Origin of the sequence: Plesiomonas sp. ZOR0011 (assembly GCF_000800945.1) — a bacterium.
Lineage (GTDB): Bacteria > Pseudomonadota > Gammaproteobacteria > Enterobacterales > CAMTGL01 > Plesiomonas > Plesiomonas shigelloides.
In genome coordinates this window covers 139,807-160,368 of sequence record NZ_JRKB01000073.1, presented here as the reverse complement: position 1 = coordinate 160,368, position 20,562 = coordinate 139,807, and the positions used below count along the sequence as shown (strand labels likewise).

Sequence of the window (20,562 nt, the reverse complement as noted above, 5' to 3'; positions counted from 1 at the left end):
GTTTCACTGCGCATTCTTGCAAATTCTTTTGTGCGGATACGAATCTTCGGCCATGACGTTGCATGAGCGGTTTGACAGGTTAGACACCTTGCTAGGGCAGTTACGCGAGTTCTGGCAGTTTTCCCCTTTTCACTATACGTCGGCCTATTTTGCCGATAAGGCTCCGGCACTGCAGGCGGCGTTAGACGCGCTGACCCTCGATGATATCGACCGGCTTGATGCAGATAGTGCTGCGCTCAGTGCTTTTTTACAGCCTCATATTCCAGCCGCCTCTGAGCTGGAGGCGCTGTGCGTGCTGCCGGCATTGGCGGCGCAGCAGAAACTGACTGCGCGTTCCGCACCCGGGTTATCAGAGCGTAAGCAGCAACAGATCCACGATTTCATTGCCGTATTGCCCTCGTACCCGTTGCCGCTCTTAGAGTGGTGTGCAGGGAAGGGGCATTTGGCGCGCACACTGGCACGACATACCACGCAATCGGTGGAGGGTATCGAGTTACAAGCGGAGTTGTGCGCAAGCGGTACGCAGCTGGCGCAGGCCGAAGGGATTAGCCTGATTTTGCATCAGCAAGATGCACTCTGTCCGACAGCGCAGCGCTTTTTCCGCCCAGAACTGCATGCGGTGGGACTCCATGCCTGCGGCGAGCTACACATGCAGTTGCTGCGCCACGGTATCCATGCCGCCTGTGAGGCAATGACGATCTCTCCGTGTTGCTACCATAAAATCAGTGCCGAGCATTATCAGCCGATGTCGCAGGTGGCCAATCAGTCGACATTACAGCTAAGTCGCCATGATTTGCGCCTGAGCTTGCAAGAATCGGTGACTGGCGGTGAGCGCATCCGCCGCTTACGCCGCTTGGAAGTGAGTTATCGGTTAGGATTCGATGCTTTGCAGCGCATGGTGCGTGGTGTGGATGAGTACTTAAATCTACCGAATTTGCCGAAAGCGCTGCTTGGGGAGGGCTTTGCTGCGTTTTGTCATTGGGCTGCCGATAAGCGTGGCGTCAGATTACCGCAGCAAGTGGATTGGTCGTATTGGGAAGCCATCGGCGAACAGCGTTATCTGTGTGTGAGTCGTACCGAATTGGTTCGCCATCTTTTCCGGCGGCCACTGGAGATTTGGTTGGTGCTGGATCGGGCGTTGTATCTGCAAGAGCATGGTTATCAGGTGCATTTGGGGACGTTTTGCGAGCGCCACTTAACGCCGCGTAATGTGATGATTCATGCGCGCCGTGCACCGCATTCTTGTGTGAGCGATTCGCTCATCGTGAATAGCCGCACTCATGAATAAGCGTAGCTAATTAAGTTAATAGAGCAGAGATAAAAAAACCGGTGCTAGGCACCGGTTTTTTTATGAGTATAACTGGTCAGTGAGATGCACTGAGCGCTGAAAATCAGTCGCAGTGAACCACTTTGATGGCCAGACCACCACGGGAAGTTTCACGGTATTTGGCGTTCATGTCCTTACCGGTTTCCAGCATGGTTTCGATAACTTTATCCAGAGATACACGTGGCTCGCTGCTACGGCGCATCGCCATACGAGCAGCGTTGATCGCTTTCATGGACGCAATTGCGTTACGCTCGATGCACGGTACTTGTACCTGACCGGCCACTGGGTCACAGGTCAGACCCAAGTTGTGCTCCATACCGATTTCGGCTGCCACACATACTTGCTCTGGTGAGCCGCCCAGCAGCTCAGCCAGACCGGCTGCGGCCATAGAACAAGCTACGCCCACTTCGCCCTGACAGCCAACTTCGGCACCAGAGATAGAAGCGTTCATCTTGTACAGCGCACCAATTACACCTGAAGTCAGGAAGTAACGACGGCAATCTTCTTCAGTGACTGGCTTGATGAAGTGGTTGTAGTACGCCAGTACCGCAGGGATGATCCCACATGCACCGTTGGTTGGGGCGGTTACCACACGGCCACCGGCGGCGTTTTCTTCGCTCACAGCCAGTGCGAACATGTTTACCCAGTCAACCACGTTCATTGGATCGCTAGACAGCTTGTCAGAAGTAGACAGCAGGCGGTGCAGGGCAGACGCACGGCGAGGTACACGCAGTGGACCTGGCAGGTAGCCTTCAGTATTCAGGCCGCGCTCCATGCAGTCATGCATGGTTTTCCAGATAGCGTTGAAGTAGGTAGTGATCTCTTCCATGCTGTGCATGGCCAGCTCGTTTTTCAGTACCAGACCAGACAGTGACAGACCGGTCGCATGGCAATGCGCCAGCAGATCAGCAGCATGCTGGAACGGGTATGGCATTACCACAGAAGAGGTTTCTGCTTTACCGAAATGCTCTTCATCAACGATGAAGCCGCCGCCGATAGAGAAGTAGGTCTTGCTCAGAACCAGTTGGTCACCGGCAAACGCATGGATTTGCATGCCATTTTCATGCAGCTCCAAGTTAGTGCTGTGGAAATTCATGCCGCCTTCACGTGGGAATTCCACTTCGTGCGCGCCTTTAGCCAGCAGCAGGCGCTCGCTAGCTTCCACGTTTTTGATAAAGCCAGGGATAGAATCAATATCCACTGTATCTGGCATGTTACCCGCCAGACCCATAATGATGGCGATATCAGTATGGTGACCTTTACCGGTCAGGGACAGCGAACCGTACACATCGACGGCAATGCGAGTCACATCCTTGAGACGTCCCATGGTTACCAACTCATCGACGAATTGTTTACCGGCTTTCATCGGTCCGACGGTGTGCGAACTGGAAGGGCCGATGCCGATTTTGTACATGTCGAATACGCTAATCACGGTGTTCTCCTCAATCAGGCCTGCGGCCGAATTGGTCAATCAGGTTTAATTATTAACGCAGATTATCCTGCATTAAAGGTGAGTTTCTAAAATTTCTTGCTGTGGTTATCTACAAACCACAAAGGGGAGCCGGTAACCCAGCTCCCCTCCATCCATGGATGTTTTGTCTTTTTCAGTAATCAGATGAGGCTGAAGACAATCGCAGAAATCGCTACAGAACCCATCAGAACTACGAATGCATTGCTCAGCTTGTCACTACGGTACTTCTGCATCGCAGGTACTTTACGGATGGCATACATTGGCATGATGAACAGGATCATGGCAATAATCGGGCCGCCCAGTGACTCAATCATACCCAGGATGCTTGGGTTGATGGTGGCAACAATCCACAGGGTTGCAATCATAAACACTACAGTGAAACGGTCAATCTTCTTAACATCAGGAGTTTTACCATTTGCACGCATTTGCTTAATAATTAAGCCATTCAGACCTTCACGAGCACCTAAGTAGTGGCCGAAGAAAGAACTTACGATAGCAACGAAGGCAATCAATGGACCTAAGTAAGAGATAAATGGACTTTCGTGCTTGTTAGCCAGGTAAGACAGAACTGCGATGTTCTGCTGCTTAGCGGCAGCCAGATCGGCCGGGCTCAGGCTCAGTACACAGCTGAATACGAAGAACATTACGAAGCCCAGCAGCATCATAGAAGTGCGCTTCAGGATTTGGCTTGCACGTTGTTCTGCATTTTTACCGTAGGAACGCTCCTGTGCCATAGAGAAGGCAGAGATAGCAGGTGAGTGGTTGAATGCAAAAATCAGTACTGGAATGGTCAGCCACAGAGTAGAACCGAAGCTAGCAAATGATGGCAACGGCGCGCTGATCATCGAGGTGTTCCAGTCCGGAATCAGGTAGATGGACAGGAAAGCCAGGATACCAACCAGTGGGTATACCAAGAATTCAGTCACTTTCAGCATCAGGCGTTCGCCGGCGATCATAACAGACATCATGCCCAGAATCAGGATGATAGACAGTACGCCGCGTGGCAGAGATTCCATGCCCAGCTGGTTCACCATGAAAGAATCCACGGTGTTAGTGATACCTACGCCGTAAATCAGCACGATTGGGTAGATAGCAAAGAAATACAGCAGAGTGATCAGTTTACCTGCGGTTTTACCGAAGTGCTCTTCTACTACTTCAGTGATGTCGCTGCCTGGCTTAGAAGAAGACAGAACAAAGCGGCACATACCACGGTGAGCCAGGAAAGTCATTGGGCCTACGATCAGCGCCATGACAACCAGCGGCCAAAAACCACCCATACCGGCGTTGATTGGCAGGAACAAAATACCGGCACCTACGGCGGTACCAAACAGGCTCAGCACCCATGTGGTGTCTTGCTTACTCCAGGGAATACTGGCAGCGTTTGCTGCTGTATTGATGCTTACGTCTGATTTCATCTGGCTACCACCTTTGCAGGATAAAACTATATTGTTTGTCAGTTGGCGCGGGAGTATAGAGAGTTATATCGTCAAAGATATGGCGTCACGCACATTCTGTGATCTGACCGAATAGTCTTATGAATTAGTGTGATTCTTATCACTATGTATCCGATTGCGTAACTACAACTAGTGGTTGGGCGAAGGAAAAAACGGATTTCTTATGCAATCTGCAGCATAAGGTTGCGCATTATAGCGGCAGTAGCGCCCCAGATGAACTTTTTTTGAACAGAGATCGCATAAACGGTGTGCAGTTTATGCTTGCGCCAAAAACGTAGCACCTGATAGTGGTGGGGATTCATGAGGGCGGCGAGGGGGATCTCGAAGATGCCTGCAACTTCATTATGATCAGCCGATAACGTAAACGGCGGCTCGATCAGTGCCACCACTGGCGTCACCTGATAGCCACTGACCGTACTCAGTGCGGGTAGGCATCCCCAGATTTCGGCATTGGCCGGTGGCAAACCGGTTTCTTCTTGTGCTTCGCGCAGCGCCGTACAAATTGGCGAGCGGTCTTGGGCTTCCGCGCGACCGCCGGGAAAGGCAATTTGTCCAGGATGATGGCGCAGATGCAGCGCCCGCTGTGTGAGTAGAAGCGTTGGCTCCGGTCGATTAACCAACGGGATGAGCACCGCTGCCTGCGCACCACCCCGCCACGGCATCGTCGGATGCGTAGCGGGCAGTGTCAGGTTAAAGCGGCTATGCAGGCTACTGAGGTTCGGTATGTGCGTCATGGCATGACTCATCACCGCTGTTATCGCCGAGCCGTGTGCAAGTGTTGTCTTGCGGTGCCGATTCATGCGCCGTCTGCGATTCGTCTTGTGCCTTGGACGCCATCGCGCTCGACTCGCTGGGCTCACAGGGAGTCGCACTCAGAATCGGCAAAATCTTAGCAACTTTATCCCGCGTTTCTTGGTATTCCGACCCCCACTGGCTGTCAGCGACCAGACCGCCGCCGGCCCAGCAGTGCAGACGCCCCTGCGCCGCAATCAGGGTGCGGATGGTGATACTGGTATCCATCCGGCCACAACAGCTTAAATAGCCGATGCTGCCGCAATAGGCGTTACGCCGCTGCGGCTCTAACTCATCGATGATTTGCATTGAGCGAATTTTCGGCGCTCCGGTAATTGATCCACCGGGGAAGCAGGCGCGTAGCAAATCCGTATTACTGCAGGTATCTGGCAAGCTCGCTTGCACGGTGCTGACCAAATGGTGCACCGCAGGGAAACTTTCTACGATGAACAACTCTGGTACGCTGACGCTGCCGGGTACCGCGACGCGCCCGATATCATTACGCATTAGATCGACGATCATCAGGTTCTCAGCACGATCTTTTTCCGACATGGTCAGCGCGGCGGCCTCAGCGCGATCAGAAATCGGATCGCTATGCCGTGGGCGCGTGCCTTTAATTGGTCGAGTGGTGACCTGTTGCTGTTCAACGGCCAGAAAACGCTCCGGCGAAACGCTCAGAATGCTGCCTTGCGGTAAACGCAAGAAAGCCGAAAAAGGCGCTTGGTTACTGGCATTTAGTCGCTCAAACGCTTGCCATTCGCTACCTTGATAGTCGGCAGAAAAACGCTGCGCCAGATTGACCTGATAGCAATCACCCGCATGTAAATAGGCTTGCACCTGATCAAATTTTTGCCGGTATTCCTCGGCGCTCATGTTGGCTTGCCACTCACTGGTCAGCGTAAACGGCATTTCTTCTGCTGCACGGTCGGCATAGCTTTCTTGTGCGGCCAACAGCCAATGCCAGCGCGCATAAATATCGCCGTGGCTCAGTAGCGTCAGGGTTTGTTGCTGATGATCGGCAATTAAGGCCCAGTCATAAATGCCTACGGCCATATCCGGCACACTGATATCGCTTATTGCATGTTCTGGTAGCTGTTCAAAACGTCGCCCCAAATCATAGCCAAATAGGCCCAGAGCGCCACCTAAAAACGGCAGGGTAGGATGCGCCGGTAAGTTTGGCAGCAACGCCGCTTGCGTCTGCGCCAATAAAGCCAGTGGGTCATCTTGATATGTGGTTTGTGCCTCGCCCTGCGTAATGCAGGTGTGCTCACCGGTAGTGCATAACGTAGCCAGCGGCTCGGCCACCAAAATATCGTAGCGGCTGTGCGGATGCGCAGCATGTCCTGAGCTCAGTAACATGGCCCATGGCAAATGCGCAACGCTGCGGAAATGGTTATGTAACGCATCGTGCTGATATTCGAGAGCCAGACACGAGGGAAAGCTATTGTTATTTATAAACATCTCAGTTTTGTGATGTAGGTTAATTGGCGTGTGAGGCAGGACATAGTCACGTCATATTCGGAAGAGTATCATAGCTTCACGCTGTAGGGGATGGATTCGATAAGGATGTTGTTCTCTCTTTCTACTCTACTTCTAAATCTAAAAATTCTTATCAATGACCCCTGCTTACTTTGGAAGCCTAAAACGACAAGAGGATCGACCGAATGACCATCATCCGCAAAGATGACCTCATTGACAGTGTCGCGGACGCATTACAGTACATTTCTTATTATCATCCGCTCGATTTTATTAAAGCGATGGAAAACGCTTACAACAAAGAGCTGAATCCGGCCGCCAAGGATGCGATTGCCCAGATTCTGATTAACTCGCGGATGTGTGCAGAGGGTAAACGGCCTATCTGTCAGGATACCGGTATCGTGACCTGTTTTGTCAAAATCGGCATGCAGGTGCAGTGGGATTCTGACATGACCGTACAGGAAATGATTGATGAGGGTACCCGCCGCGCTTATACCTGCCCTGATAATACCTTGCGGGCGTCCGTGGTGGCCGATCCGGCTGGAGCGCGTAAAAATACCAAAGACAACACCCCAGCAGTGGTGCATGTTGAGATGGTGCCGGGTGACAAAGTCGAAGTACTGATTGCAGCTAAGGGCGGCGGCTCGGAAAACAAAACCAAGATGGTCATGCTGAACCCTTCCGATGACATTGCTGAGTGGGTGGAGAAAACCCTGCCAAGCATGGGCGCGGGCTGGTGTCCACCAGGCATGCTGGGCATTGGGATCGGCGGCACGGCGGAAAAAGCCGCGGTGATGGCCAAAGAAGCTTTGATGGAAAGCTGCGATATTCAAGAGCTGATTGAGCGTGGCCCGCAAACCGCAGAGGAAAAGCTGCGCCTGGATATTTACCAGCGCGTAAATAAACTCGGTATTGGTGCTCAGGGCCTTGGTGGCCTGACCACTGTGCTGGATGTGAAAATTAAAACCGCGCCAACGCACGCAGCGTCTAAGCCGGTGGTGATGATCCCGAACTGCGCAGCCACTCGCCACATCCACTTTACGTTGGATGGTAATGGTCCAGCGGAGCTGGTTCCACCATCACTGGATGAATGGCCGGATATCAGCTGGGAAACCGGTGATAGCGTGCGTCGCGTGAATCTGGATACCATCACTAAAGAAGAGATCCAGAGCTGGAAAGTGGGCGAAACCATTTTGCTGTCGGGCAAGATGCTCACTGGTCGTGATGCGGCGCACAAGCGTATTCAAGACATGCTGCGTAGCGGCCAAGGCTTGCCGGATGGCGTGGATTTCAACAACCGCTTTATCTACTACGTGGGCCCTGTCGATCCAGTACGTGATGAGGTGGTAGGCCCGGCTGGCCCGACAACCTCTACCCGCATGGATAAATTTGCCGAGATGATGCTGGTTGAAACCGGTCTGATCGGTATGATTGGTAAGTCTGAGCGTGGTCCGGCGGCTATCGAGAGCATCAAAAAGCATAAAGCTGTCTATCTGATGGCTGTGGGTGGGGCTGCTTATCTGGTGGCCAAAGCCATCAAGAAATCCCGCGTGGTGGCGTTTGGCGATCTGGGGATGGAAGCCATCTACGAATTTGATGTGAAAGATATGCCAGTTACGGTCGCGGTCGACAGTACCGGCGCGAATGTGCACCAGATTGGTCCAGATATCTGGAAAGTGAAAATTGCTGAAATGAATGCCTGATACGGCGTCAATATTTGGCATGTTGTTCACTATGATGAACAAAAAAGGCGCTGCGGCGCCTTTTTTGTTGGCGTTCTTTCTTATCGCGCTTATCGTATTTTGCGTCACTTCCCCTATAATCAGCCGCAGTTGTGACACCAAACGCTATTGCGAGGAGAGATCATGTTTGCAGATATGCCGGCGCTGAGCCACAGTGAACAACAGCAAGCGGCAGAGCGGATCCATGAGCTGATGGCTCAGGGATTATCCAGCGGACAGGCGATTGCGCAGGTTGCAGCCGAGATCCGTGCCAGTCGTCAGGGGGAAAGTACACGCGTTCTGTTTGAAGATGATGAACAGGATGAAGAGCACGACGCATGGGATGAGCGTGCCGACGACGACCGCGATGATGAGGATGAAGACGACGAGCACGGCTATTGAGTTGATGCGTGTCGTGTTCCACCGAGAGTCAGCCTTTGTTGGGCAAACTGTGTAGGACAATAAAAAAACCGGTGACGAGCACCGGTTTTTTTATCTCTGGGTATCAAATCATTTGGCTGCAATCAGTGCGCATCGACCCAAATAAATTTGATCAAGAACAGCGCAGCAACCGCCACGACACACGGGTTCAGTTCACGCCAGCGACCGGTACCTACTTTCAGTACGCAGTAGGAGATAAAGCCTGTCGCAATACCTTCGGTGATCGAGAAGCTAAACGGCATCATGATGGTGGTGATGAACGTTGGCGCCGCTTCAGTCAGATCGCTCCACTTCACCTTCGCCAAATCGGCGGTCATCAGCACGCCCACATAAATTAGCGCACCGGAAGCGGCATAGGCCGGAACCATTGCCGCCAGAGGCGAGAAGAAAATCGCCATCAGGAACAGCAGACCCGTTACGATCGCGGTTAAACCGGTGCGGCCACCCACGGAAACCCCTGAAGAGCTTTCGATGAAGGCAGTCACGGATGACGTGCCCATGAAAGCACCACTGACGGAGCTGATACTGTCCACATACAGCGCTTGTTGCATGCGTGGGAAGCGGCCTTTTTCGTCGGTCAAACCGGCTTTATTGGTCACGCCAATCAGTGTGCCGGAAGAGTCAAACAGGTTAACCAGCATGAACGAGAAGATAATACCAGCCAGACCAATATCCAGTGATTTTGCCAGCTCTAGCTGACCAAATACCGGCGCAATACTTGGCGGCAGAGCCACCAGACCTTGGAATTTGACATCACCGAACAAGATCCCCAGCGTGGTGGTCACTACCATAGAGATCAGCACTGCAGAATAAACGCCACGGGCAGCCAGAATGACAATCAGGAAGAAGCCCAAGGCACCCAGTACGCATGGGATGGAGGTCAGATCACCCACGGCGACCATGGTTGCAGGGTTAGCCACCACGATCCCAGCATTATGCAGGCCGAGCAGGGCAATCAGCAGGCCGATACCACTGGTGATACCAATGCGCAGACTCATTGGAATATTCGATATCAACCAGTAACGGACGCGGAAAATGGTCAGCAATAACAGGCCCACTGCACCCCAGAAAATGGTGCCCATGCCGATTTGCCATGAGTAACCCATACCTACAACCACCACGTAGGCGAAGAAGGCATTCAGGCCCATGGCCGGTGCCAGTGCAATTGGCAGGTTGGCAAATATCCCCATCAGGATACTACCCAAGGCAGCAATCAGACAGGTGGTGACGAAAACAGCTTGGGTATCCATACCGGCACTGGAGAGGATTTGCGGGTTTACGAAGATGATGTAAACCATGGTCAGGAAGGTGGTTATTCCTGCGACCAGTTCCTTTTGAGGATTGGTGCCGTGTGCTTTTAGCTGAAAAAATTTTTCCAGCAAGCCATCTTTTCTTGCAGTATCTACGTGAGTATTCATTGCTCAGTCTTAATTTAAATAAGAGAAAAGTATGCGCTCTGTTCTCCGAAAAGCGGTGTGGCCGTCGCCGAGGGGGAAGTGACAGACAGTGAGAGGCATCACACTCTGCGTATTTTTACATAAAAATGTGATGTGACATAGTTTGATACCAGATCTTTTGCTTGTGCCTGCTCCGCGTAATAAATTTCATGCATATGCAACGCTCAGCCTCTATGACAGTGTGAGCTATCTGGCAAATTTTGCAGCTCTTGCTCGACATGTTCAGCAATGGCGCGCGGAGAGGGGGATACACGGCGTGGTGAGGCGATGAAACCGTTATTTGGCAGGCTGACAATCATCTGGCGGCCATCTATGCTCATCGGGCATTACGCGAGTGTGCGGCAGTTTTAAAATCTAAACAATCGAGATGTACATCAGCAGCCTGAGCATCCACAATGAGCAAGAGTTTTTTTTACGTAGAACACAGGAATCAAAATGTCAGAACAGTGGACCACCATTGATGCGATTGCCCGCCAACGTCAGTCAGATGTGCTGATGGTTACGTTTTTCCGTCCAGAAGAATCTGAGCTCGATGAGTTTGATTACGCAACCTGCGCGGTGCGTAACAAGGCGCTGGCATGGTTTGATCAACAAGGTATCGGTTACCGTGAATGTTTTGATTTATGGCCGGATAATGATGCGGATGTGCCGTATCTGGGCGAGCTGTTTATTGATGTGCCGGTGGATGAAAATAACCCACGTTATCTGGATGTGGTGCATAAGTTTGAGCACGAAGACGGTAGCAGCCGTTACCCTGGCGTGAGCCTGTTCATCATCCCGCTGAGTTTGGCGCAAGAGTATCGTCATCGCGATAAAGCGTAATAGCGAAGCGTTTATTCTACGCTGTACGTTGAGTTGTCTGCCCCATAAAAAAAGCATGCCTTACGGCATGCTTTTTTGTTGTGTACGTCTTAACCGCGTACAGACAGTATCAATACTGGATTACAGTACGTGTACAGAGGCAGTGTTAGTTGTGCCGCTTGGTACCAGCGCGCCGGAAACCATAACAACCACATCACCTTTCTCACCCAGACCAGAAGCCATCGCGGCTTCTTTGCCCAGACGGTAGAAGTCATCGGTAGACGCGATAACTGGAACTACCATTGGTGTAATGCCTTTGCTCAGGATCAGCTGCTGAGCAGTTTTCTCGTTAGTGGTCAGCGCCAGAATGTTGGCCTGTGGGAAGTACTTACGAACAGACTTCGCTGACTTACCACCTTCGGTAGCAACTACGATCAGTGGAGCTTGCAGTTTTTCTGCCGTCTCAACCGCACCTTTACATACGGCTTCGGTGATACGCAGCTTGGCGCTATCGTTAGAAGCAGACAGGTTGCTTGGCATTACACGGTCAGTACGTTCACAGATGGTCGCCATGATGGTAACCGCTTCCAGAGGGTATTTACCCTTGGCGCTCTCACCAGACAGCATAACGGCATCGGTACCGTCCAGGATGGCGTTAGCCACGTCACCGGCTTCTGCGCGAGTTGGACGTGGGTTCTTGATCATAGAATCCAGCATCTGAGTCGCGGTGATAACCACTTTACGTGCGCGGTTACATTTTTGGATCATCATCTTCTGCGCGAAGATAACTTCTTCAACTGGGATCTCAACACCTAGGTCGCCACGTGCAACCATGATGCCGTCAGAGGCTTCCAGAATTTCGTCGAAGTTGTCCAGACCTTCTTGGTTTTCGATCTTGGAGATGATCTGAATCTTCTCGCCGCCGTGTGCTTTCAGGTGCTCACGGATAGCCAGTACGTCGTCACGCTTACGGATGAAGGAAGCAGCAACGAAGTCTACGCCTTGCTCGCAACCGAAGACCAGGTCACGCTTGTCTTTTTCAGCCAGAGCTGGCAGCTGGATGGAAACGCCTGGCAGGTTAACGCCTTTGTTCTCACCCAGATCGCCGTTGTTCAGAACGGTACAGATAACTTCTTTGTCGGTTACCGCAGTCACTTTCATGCCGATCAGACCGTCGTCAACCAGAACGGTATCGCCTTCTTTCAGGTCAGCTGCGAAACCTTCGTAAGTTACCGCTACGCGGTCTTTGTTACCGATGACAGATTTGTCAGTGGTGAAGGTGAAGGTTTGGCCGGCAACCAGAGAAACGTCGTTACCGCCTTCCAGTTTGATGGTACGGATTTCCGGACCTTTGGTGTCCAGCAGGATAGCGGCACGCTTGCCGGTTTCTGCCATTACTGCACGCAGATTGCGGATACGGTTACCATGCTCTTCATAGTCACCGTGAGAGAAGTTCAGGCGCATGACATTCATGCCTGCATCCAGCAGCTTACCCAGCATCTCTTTGGATTCGGTTTTCGGGCCGATGGTACAAACGATCTTAGTTTTTTTCATGATCAAATTATCTGCGACTAGTAATGAATGGATTCGGGTTACCAATCTGCACTGTGCTCAGAAAATGCAGACGGCTAACAGAACAGATTGATAACGCTATATCGCCATAAGAATGTGAACACTTCTTGAATAGAGCCAGAAGTGATTCCTGACAGCGGGAAAAAAGAACAATAGAGAAACGAGGTGAACAAAGATGATAGGCAGGTTTTCGCGGGGCAGTCGCCGTGCATGTGTGCACGTGGAAGGCCTGAAGATCGCGAGAATAACCGGTTAATATCATCATAAAGACGTAAATAACATACCTGATTGTTCAACCTGTGGGGCGGTGATCCGGTCGACGGAATCACTCATGTTATGTGCTGACGTTTCATCAAATCAGTGTAGAGCGTATGTGAAATAACGGTCACACTTTCGTCGGCGATGACCATTATAGGCAGGAAAAGAGGATTTTCAAGCGATCTGAATCGATTCAGTTGTGGCACGTAACAGCATGATTTTATTTTAACCGCGAAAAAAATACAGTAAAGCGACTTTTACGATTGCCTTCACAAACTCAGGTGTGATGAATCAGTCGTAAATGTTGCAACGGTACAGGGCGTCAAAATATTTATCGACATTCTCTACATGAATGACATCGGGATCGCACAACACCGCTGGCGGTGAGACGATCTTCAATACGATGTTGAGCAGGTAGAGTGCACACCAGATTAGTAATGCGATATACAACACTTTTTTGGTCATATGCACTCCTAATCAGATGGTGGTATTTCGAGCTGACCGCAGCCGGTCGTTTTTCATCTCTCGGTTTTATCTAATGTGTAGTGTAATTCGATGGTGAACACAACCGCTATTGCGCTGAGTTTTCTGAATAAAGTTAACAATTTGTCTGATAATGTGAGGTGGGCAGTGACTCAGCATGGAATGGTGCTCTTGGCTCTTTGTTTTTTATCCCATTAACGCTTTTAAGCGGCGTATGCCGTGCTTAGCGGGTCAGGGTTAAGACCTCTTGTGGAGGGCTATTTATTGGCTAAGAGCACTTAGGTGGCAGCAAGGCGCGGGAAGGGCTTGGTCTATTGCCAGTGAGCGATTACAATCGCCCCCTTTGCAAGAGAGTGCGCCGTTTTGATTAGCGTTGGCGTACACTTTCTGGCGTAGGTTACTGACAGCTAAAACCCGCAGCCGCACGACGGTATCCGGCGGAATGAGACGAAGGAGTCTGAAAATGGCCATTAACTGGTTTCCGGGGCACATGCACAAGGCGCGTAAAGAAATCGCCGAAGCCATGCCAAATGTCGATTTGATTATCGAAGTGCTCGACTCTCGTATTCCGTTCAGCAGTGAAAACCCGCTGGTTCCGGCTTTGCGTGGTGATACGCCGTGCCTGAAGATTTTGAATAAATCCGATTTGGCCGATCCTGTGGTGACTCAGCAGTGGATGGCGCATCTGGAAAAAGAAAAAGGCATCAAAGCGATTGCATTAACGCAGCAGCAACCGGACCAAATCCGTGCCTTGCTGGATCTGTGTGTGCAGATGGTGCCAAACCGTACCACGCCGGATAAGCCACTGCGTGCGATGATCCTCGGGATCCCGAACGTCGGCAAATCCACGCTGATTAATACCTTGGCTGGGCGTACGATTGCCAAAACCGGCAACGAAGCCGGTGTGACTAAGATGCAGCAGCGTATCAAGCTGGATAACAATATTGTGCTGCATGATACGCCGGGATTTTTGTGGCCGAAATTGTCACCGGAAGCCTGTGGTTACCGCTTGGCTATCACCGGCGCAATCAAAGATACGGTGATCGATCACGAAGAAGTGGCGATGTTTGCGGCGGAGTATTTCTTGCAGGCTTATCCTGAGTATCTCAAAGCACGTTTCCAACTGGATGAGTTGCCTGAAAGTGATATAGAACTGATGGATGAGATTGGCCGTCAGCGTGGCTGTCTGCGCCGCGGCGGGATTGCGGACTTGAATAAAGTGGCGACCTTGCTGCTCAACGAATTTCGTACCGCGACCATTGGCCGCATCAGCTTAGAAACGCCAGAGATGATTGTGCGTGAAAGCGAAGCCGAAGCGATCCGCTTGGCACAAAAAGCCGAGCAAGATGAGCTGAACAAGAAGAAAAAGAAAAAACGTAAGTAACTCAATCTAGGTAATGAAATATAAGTAACTAGCAAATACTGCGTGTTTGATATGAATAAGAGGAGCCGATAGGCTCCTTTTTTCTGTCACTGTGTTTATTCGTTTATTCCTCTATATTAATTCCTCTAAATTCCTCGCCGACCTGTTTGACTTGCTTATCTCGCGGTTAATGATGACGCGCGTTGCAACCATTTACACCTAACCTTCCGCAGCATTTCGCAGAACCAAAATATCGGCTTGCCTGTAATTAACATCTCGTAAACAAATTAAGGGTGCATAGTTGCGCATGGGCAATGTTCTGTGCGTGGCGTTTATGCAATTTGGATAAGGTGTGTGGGGTGAATGCAAATTACCCTGCGTTGGCCTTGTTCTGTTTCTTTCGCATTGTTTATCAGGGTCAGGAAGAGCTATGTCGCAAAACGCTGTGTTACAAGAGGCTATACGACGAGGCGCTATGCTTAAGACAGGGGCAGGAGCGTGGCTGTCACTGGTTACATTATTGGCAGTGCCGCAGTTCGCTGCTGCGCATGGGTACGTGGAATATCCGGCGGCCCGCCAAGAGATTTGTGATAAAGATGGCGGCTATTGGGATTCGCAAGATGGTTCGACCATCCCCAACTTAGCGTGTCGTCAGGCTTATCAGCAATCCAGTTGGTATCCTTTCGTACAAAAGCCGGAGTTTTCGCGTTTGGTCAGTAATTACCGTGATTTAACTGCGGTAAAGGCGGCGATCCCAGATGGCACGCTGTGTGCTGCGGGTGACACTAAAAAAGCAGGCATCGATATGCCGTCTGCGGCATGGAAGAAAACCCTAATTGATGTCACCCAAGGCGGCAAAGTAACTGTACGTTTCTTAGCAGCGACGCCGCATAATCCCAGTTTCTGGCAGATTTTCCTTTCCAAACCAGGCTTTGATGCTGCGACACAAAAATTGGCATGGGCGGATTTAGAGTTAATCGCCAATTTCAACGATGTTGCGGTGACCACGCTTGATGGCAAAAAGTATTATCAGATGGAGATTCAACTGCCCACCGATCGTACCGGTGATGCGGTGCTCTATACCCGTTGGCAGCGTGTAGATCCTGCGGGTGAAGGTTTTTATAACTGTAGTGATATTACGTTTACCGGTTCATCAACGGCCACGGCTTGGATAAACAAAGGAAACTTTGTCAAAGCCGGCCTCGATGCGCGTGCTGGTGAAACGGTGTGGTTCCGGATTTTTGATGCGTCAGGTAAAGAGGTGGTGTTTGATAAATTGCCGGTGACTACCGCGAATGAGGCTGAATCTGTATGGGCGCAGCAATTAGCGAACAAAGTGAATTCAGCGTATGTCACATTGGCGCAAGTTGGCGTCGTGGATAGCCGTGGCAATGTCGCGTATTCCAGCGCAGACTTGTACAGCAATCAGGTTTATACCAAAAACAAAGATTACACCTATCAGTTGGATCTGCGTGCCAGCAATGTAGCGCCAGTGGTCAGTGCTCCGGCGACCCTGACGGTCAAAAGCGGTGAAAATCTGCTGTTTGATGTGCAGGCTACTGATGCTGAGGGCGATAAGTTGACCTTTACGAGCTCTGCCGGCAGCGTATTGGTCAGTGGTAATAAAGCCTCGGTTACGTACAGTGCGCCGGTGTCGAGCAATAATCTCGCGGTAACCATTAACATTACGGTTAGTGATGGTGTTAATAGTGTGGTCACGTCGGTAGCGGTAACAGTGCAGGGCAGCGGTGCGGTTACGCCGGAACAACCTCAAGTGTGGGATGCAAACAGCACCTACCAAGCGAATGCGGTGGTGACTTACAACGGGGTGCAATATAAAGCGCAGTGGTGGACCAAAGGTGAAACGCCGGGCGTCAGCAGTGTTTGGCTGAAAGTGGTATCCACTGGCAGCGGGCAAAATGGTGAGTGGTCATCAGAGACTGCTTATACGGCGGGGCAAGTGGTGACTTACCAAGGCAGTAGCTATAAAGCCCGTTGGTGGACGAAAGGCGAAACCCCATCGTCTTCTGCGGTATGGCAGAAACAGTAGGTATTAGAGTTCTCGTCGGCGTCACGGTTGGCATCTGTTTGGAACCGAGTTGGCCTCTCGTTGGTATCGTTACGGTGCTCGTGTGCCGCCAATAAAACCTCATAATGAGCCACCAGCCGCGGCTGGTGGCTTGTTTGTTACAAGCTGAAACCGAAAACTGCGTGTGGCTTAACGCCGCGTCATTCCGCAGAAAATCACGCCATTCCCGCTGATGATTCACAAGAGAATCCCGTGGTAATGGAACGAAACGCACATATCGCTAAACTCAAAATGAAGTTCATATATAATCAGTCCTTTGTTCGACTGTTTGGCCATTGATACCGTGAGATATGTGAAAGTTTCAGCTACTGGTGATACAGGCGCCGGTACAAACACGCAAATGCTTTGTCCGCAGTGCGATCTGGTGGTGAACATTCCGCCGCTGAGTGTGGGTCAGCGGTGCGATTGTCCGCGTTGCCACACTGAGCTGACAGCGCGTCACCCAGAGCCGGCATTGCGTCCGGCATTATTTGCTATTAGCAGCCTGATTATGTTGCTGATGGCGAACTTGTATCCGTTTATCACCATGCAGGCAGTGGGTAACAGTAATACTATGTTATTCATCCAAGCCGGTACGGTGCTGTTTGATGAGCACTATCAGCTGCTGTCGCTGGTTGTTCTGGCCTGTATTCAGGGCATTCCGGCCTTTTGCATGCTGCTGGTGATTTATCTGTCGATAGCGACGCGTTTTAAAAAATTACCCGGCAAAGTCTTTTTCTGTCGCTTGCTGTTTATGCTCAAGCCGTGGTGCATGGTGGAAATTTTCCTCATCGCCATTTTGGTTAGCTTCGTTAAGCTGGTGGCGTTGGCCGAAATTAGTTTAGACATGAGCTTCTGGGCATTTTGCTTGTTTTGCGTGCTGCAAATTCGTGCCTTCCAACAAGTGGATAAAGAGTGGTTATGGGATCAGATCCAACCGCTGACTTCTCGGATGCCGTTGGAGGCGGGGAAGCCGGGTATCGCACAAGGCGCCAAGGTTTGCCGCTGCTGTTCGAATATATTGCCGCTGGCAGAAAAACATTGTCCACGTTGCCATGCGCGCGTGCATGCCCGAACCCCATATAGTTTGCAGATGACATTGGCACTGTTGATCACCGCCGTGGTGCTCTATATCCCCGCGAATATTTTGCCGATGATGGCCACGGAAGCGTTGGGCAATGTCTCTTACTCCACCATCATGGAAGGGGTGATTTTGCTGTGGGGGATGAAATCGTATCCGGTGGCTTTGGTGATCTTTATCGCCAGTATTTTAGTGCCGCTCAGTAAGATGCTGGTGCTGTTTTGGTTGTGTTGGACGGCGTCACGGCCGGATACCGCACACAAGAAAACGCAGCACTTTTTATATGAAATGGTGGAGATCATCGGCCGTTGGTCAATGGTGGATGTCTTTGTGATTTCAATTCTGGCTGCGTTAGTCCGTATTGGACGTTTGATGAGTATTTATCCCGGTATGGGGGCAATGTTGTTTGCCGGCGTAGTAATCATCACTATGCTGTCGGCGTTTGCCTTTGACCCGAGATTATTCTGGGATTCCTCTTCTCATTCACAGGAGTTAAGTCGTGAGTCATAACAATGAGTCTGAGGCTCAAGTTAAAAAAATAAAGCAATTATCTCCGGTGTGGATAGTACCGATTGTTGCGATAGTGATTGGCCTGTGGATGGTGTATTACACCTTTAGTCACCAAGGTCCATTGATTACGTTTACCGCCAATAACGCTGAAGGCATTGTGGCGGGGAAAACCGAAATCAAAAGCCGTAGTGTTCAGGTCGGTACGGTACAAACCGTAAAACTGGCACCAGACATGAAGCACGTGATCATCACTGCGCGCTTTAATCCGGGCACCGAAAAAATGCTTAACGAGCAAAGCCAGTTTTGGGTAGTAAAACCGCAAATTGGCCGTGAAGGGGTGACTGGGTTAAGTACGTTGCTTTCTGGTGTTTACATTGAGTTGAAACCGGGAAATACCGATACGCGCAAAGACACGTTTAATTTGCTGGATGCGCCACCTATTGCGCCGGCAGATGCGCCGGGGCTACGTATTGAACTGCTGAGTAATGATGCATCCAGCCTGAATGTGGGCGACGTGGTGCTGTACCGGGGTTATACCGTGGGTACCGTGGAGCAGAGCGAGTTTGACCTTAAAGCGCGTAAGATGCGCTACAAACTGTTCATCAATGCGCCGTATGACAGCTTAGTCACTAGCAATGTCCGTTTCTGGAAGTCCAGCGGCGTTTCCGTTGATTTGTCGGCGCAAGGTGTGCGGGTGGATATGGCGTCATTGAGCTCCCTGATCAGTGGCGGCGTCAGCTTTGAAGTGCCCGATGGTTGGGAGATGGGCGGCAAGGTTGCACAAAATACCTCGTTTGATCTGTATCCGAACCAGCAGAGCATCACTCAAGGGCTGTATGACAAGTATGTGCCGTATGTGTTGTTCTTCGATGAGTCGGTACGTGGTTTGAGTGCTGGCGCGCCGGTTGAATACCGTGGTGTGCGTATCGGTACCGTGATGAAAGTGCCGTACTACTTTGATAACAAGCTATCGATTTCCGAAACAAATGGCAGCATTCCTGTGCTGATCCGTTTGGAAGTCGGTCGTCTGCCAGATCGCCTGACAGTGGCAGATTTGCGTCGAGACATGGAAATTGCGGTACAGCAAGGTATGCGAGCCATGCTGAAAACCGGCAACTTGTTGACTGGCCAGTTGTTTGTTGACTTGAACATGGTGGATAACGCCAAGAAGGTCAAGAAGATGCGCGAAATGGAAGGGATTCAGGTGATGCCGACCATCGCGGGTGGCTTTAGCTCCATTGAGCTCAAAGTGCAGCAGGTGCTGGATAAGCTGAATAAGTTGCCGATTGAGCCATTGCTGACGGAAACGACCGCGACTTCTAAAGAAGCCCGTAAGATGCTGCATGAGACTGCTAAATTGGCGGCTACGTTGGATAAACTGGCGGTACAAGCCGACAGCCAGCAGTTGCCAAAAGAGCTGCGTGAAACGCTGCAAGAGCTGCGTGCTACCCTTAATGGCGTCAGCCCAGGTTCACCGGTTTATGAGCGTCTGAATAACAATCTGCAATCGCTGGATAAAGTGTTGCGTGATACGCAGCCAGTGATGCAGCAAATTAACCGTAAACCGAATGCTCTGATCTTTGGTGCCTCACAAGGCACCGATCCTGAGCCGCGAAAAGCAAAATAAGTGAGGCCGGTAACGATGAAAAAGTGGATTTTAGCCAGTACGTTATTGCTGGCAGCATGCAGCAGTACTTCCGGTGTCTCTTATTACCAACTGCCGGCACAGCCGGCAGTCACTCAGGTTGCGCAGCAGCAGCAAGTGCTGGTGGTTAATCCGGTGTCTGTTGCCGATTACCTGTCCGGTACGGGGCTGGCGTATCAGACCAATGATGTGGAAATGGTACTGACGCAGCAAAACCAATGGGTGGATAACCTTGGTTCGCAGTTAACGCGAACGCTGACCGCGAACCTGACCCATGACCTGCCGGGCTGGCAGGTTACGCCAACCTCGGCCAGTGCCAATGACTGGCAGTTGAATACCCAAGTCGAGCGCTTCCAAGGGCGCTATGATGGCAAGGTGGTGATCAGTGGTCGCTGGTTACTGACGCACGGTAGCCAGCGCTGGCAGAAGAATTTCGAGCTGGTACTGCCACAAAATGCGGATGGTTATCCAGAGATGGTGCGTGTGATGGGCGCAGGTTGGCAGCAACAAGCCGCCGCGATTGCCCGTGAGGTGACTCAGATCGCAGCCGGTCAACCCTAACCGGTATCACCGAATGAATGCGCATCTTCGGCCTAATAGGGATGAGGGCGCGCATTCTACTATTTCCTTCTGTACACGAAT

Annotated in this window: 17 protein-coding genes; 9 read left to right on the top strand and 8 right to left on the bottom strand. The window is 51.1% G+C overall.

The annotated features are described in order from the left end of the window. Positions 1-52: 52 nt before the first annotated feature. Positions 53-1,288, top strand: a complete 1,236-nt coding sequence (locus tag L975_RS14155) for a methyltransferase (RefSeq protein WP_052181489.1) — start codon at positions 53-55, stop codon at positions 1,286-1,288. A 103-nt stretch (positions 1,289-1,391) separates the two neighbouring features. On the opposite strand, the gene L975_RS14150 is transcribed toward L975_RS14155, so the two are convergent. The 4 genes from L975_RS14150 to pabB form a co-directional block, all read right to left on the bottom strand. Continuing rightward, complete coding sequence (locus L975_RS14150) at positions 1,392-2,759, bottom strand: L-serine ammonia-lyase (RefSeq protein WP_010863933.1); 1,368 nt, start codon at positions 2,757-2,759, stop codon at positions 1,392-1,394. Positions 2,760-2,938: 179 nt separating this feature from the next. Beyond that, a complete protein-coding gene (locus L975_RS14145) occupies positions 2,939-4,213 on the bottom strand; it encodes an HAAAP family serine/threonine permease (protein WP_039044871.1) in 1,275 nt (424 codons plus the stop codon). 200 nt (positions 4,214-4,413) lie between these two features. Continuing rightward, the gene (locus tag L975_RS14140) at positions 4,414-4,986 is read right to left on the bottom strand and encodes a CoA pyrophosphatase (protein WP_047709098.1); all 573 of its coding nucleotides are present in this window, start codon (positions 4,984-4,986) and stop codon (positions 4,414-4,416) included. Beyond that, complete coding sequence (gene pabB, locus L975_RS14135; protein WP_072033078.1) at positions 4,961-6,505, bottom strand: aminodeoxychorismate synthase component 1; 1,545 nt, start codon at positions 6,503-6,505, stop codon at positions 4,961-4,963. The genes L975_RS14140 and pabB overlap by 26 nt, the downstream gene beginning before the upstream one ends. Positions 6,506-6,708: 203 nt before the next feature. Between pabB and L975_RS14130 the strand changes: the two genes are divergently transcribed. Then, on the top strand, positions 6,709-8,223 hold the full coding sequence (locus L975_RS14130; RefSeq protein ID WP_047709097.1) for a fumarate hydratase: 1,515 nt from the start codon (positions 6,709-6,711) through the stop codon (positions 8,221-8,223). Between the two features lie 162 nt (positions 8,224-8,385). Further along, on the top strand, positions 8,386-8,643 hold the full coding sequence (locus L975_RS14125; protein ID WP_039044868.1) for a YoaH family protein: 258 nt from the start codon (positions 8,386-8,388) through the stop codon (positions 8,641-8,643). Positions 8,644-8,765: 122 nt separating this feature from the next. On the opposite strand, the gene L975_RS14120 is transcribed toward L975_RS14125, so the two are convergent. After that, positions 8,766-10,100: an NCS2 family permease gene (locus L975_RS14120; protein WP_036769848.1), complete on the bottom strand. Its 1,335-nt coding sequence runs from the start codon at positions 10,098-10,100 to the stop codon at positions 8,766-8,768. 203 nt (positions 10,101-10,303) lie between these two features. Further along, positions 10,304-10,459, bottom strand: a complete 156-nt coding sequence (locus L975_RS18470; RefSeq protein ID WP_156121221.1) for a hypothetical protein — start codon at positions 10,457-10,459, stop codon at positions 10,304-10,306. 115 nt (positions 10,460-10,574) lie between these two features. Here L975_RS18470 and L975_RS17940 point away from each other — a divergent pair, with 115 nt between their 5' ends. Then, positions 10,575-10,961, top strand: coding sequence for a hypothetical protein (locus L975_RS17940; protein WP_010863926.1), 387 nt, complete (start codon positions 10,575-10,577; stop codon positions 10,959-10,961). A gap of 120 nt (positions 10,962-11,081) precedes the next feature. Here L975_RS17940 and pykF read toward each other — a convergent pair whose 3' ends face one another. Together pykF and L975_RS18220 are read right to left on the bottom strand one after the other, a co-directional pair. Continuing rightward, on the bottom strand, positions 11,082-12,494 hold the full coding sequence (gene pykF, locus L975_RS14110) for a pyruvate kinase PykF (protein WP_039044867.1): 1,413 nt from the start codon (positions 12,492-12,494) through the stop codon (positions 11,082-11,084). A 567-nt stretch (positions 12,495-13,061) separates the two neighbouring features. Continuing rightward, a complete protein-coding gene (locus L975_RS18220; RefSeq protein WP_156121220.1) occupies positions 13,062-13,235 on the bottom strand; it encodes a hypothetical protein in 174 nt (57 codons plus the stop codon). Between the two features lie 481 nt (positions 13,236-13,716). Between L975_RS18220 and ylqF the strand changes: the two genes are divergently transcribed. From ylqF to L975_RS14085, 5 genes are all read left to right on the top strand, one after another. Further along, a complete protein-coding gene (gene ylqF, locus L975_RS14105) occupies positions 13,717-14,637 on the top strand; it encodes a ribosome biogenesis GTPase YlqF (RefSeq protein ID WP_047709096.1) in 921 nt (306 codons plus the stop codon). Between the two features lie 454 nt (positions 14,638-15,091). Then, positions 15,092-16,666 carry a lytic polysaccharide monooxygenase gene (locus L975_RS14100; RefSeq protein WP_047709131.1) on the top strand — a complete coding sequence of 525 codons (1,575 nt, stop codon included), beginning with the start codon at positions 15,092-15,094 and terminating at the stop codon, positions 16,664-16,666. Between the two features lie 379 nt (positions 16,667-17,045). Then, a complete protein-coding gene (locus L975_RS14095; protein ID WP_039044866.1) occupies positions 17,046-18,275 on the top strand; it encodes a PqiA/YebS family transporter subunit in 1,230 nt (409 codons plus the stop codon). Next, positions 18,265-19,902, top strand: a complete 1,638-nt coding sequence (gene pqiB, locus L975_RS14090; protein ID WP_010863921.1) for an intermembrane transport protein PqiB — start codon at positions 18,265-18,267, stop codon at positions 19,900-19,902. The genes L975_RS14095 and pqiB overlap by 11 nt, the downstream gene beginning before the upstream one ends. Positions 19,903-19,917: 15 nt before the next feature. Continuing rightward, positions 19,918-20,481 carry an ABC-type transport auxiliary lipoprotein family protein gene (locus L975_RS14085; protein WP_047709095.1) on the top strand — a complete coding sequence of 188 codons (564 nt, stop codon included), beginning with the start codon at positions 19,918-19,920 and terminating at the stop codon, positions 20,479-20,481. Positions 20,482-20,562: the final 81 nt, after the last annotated feature.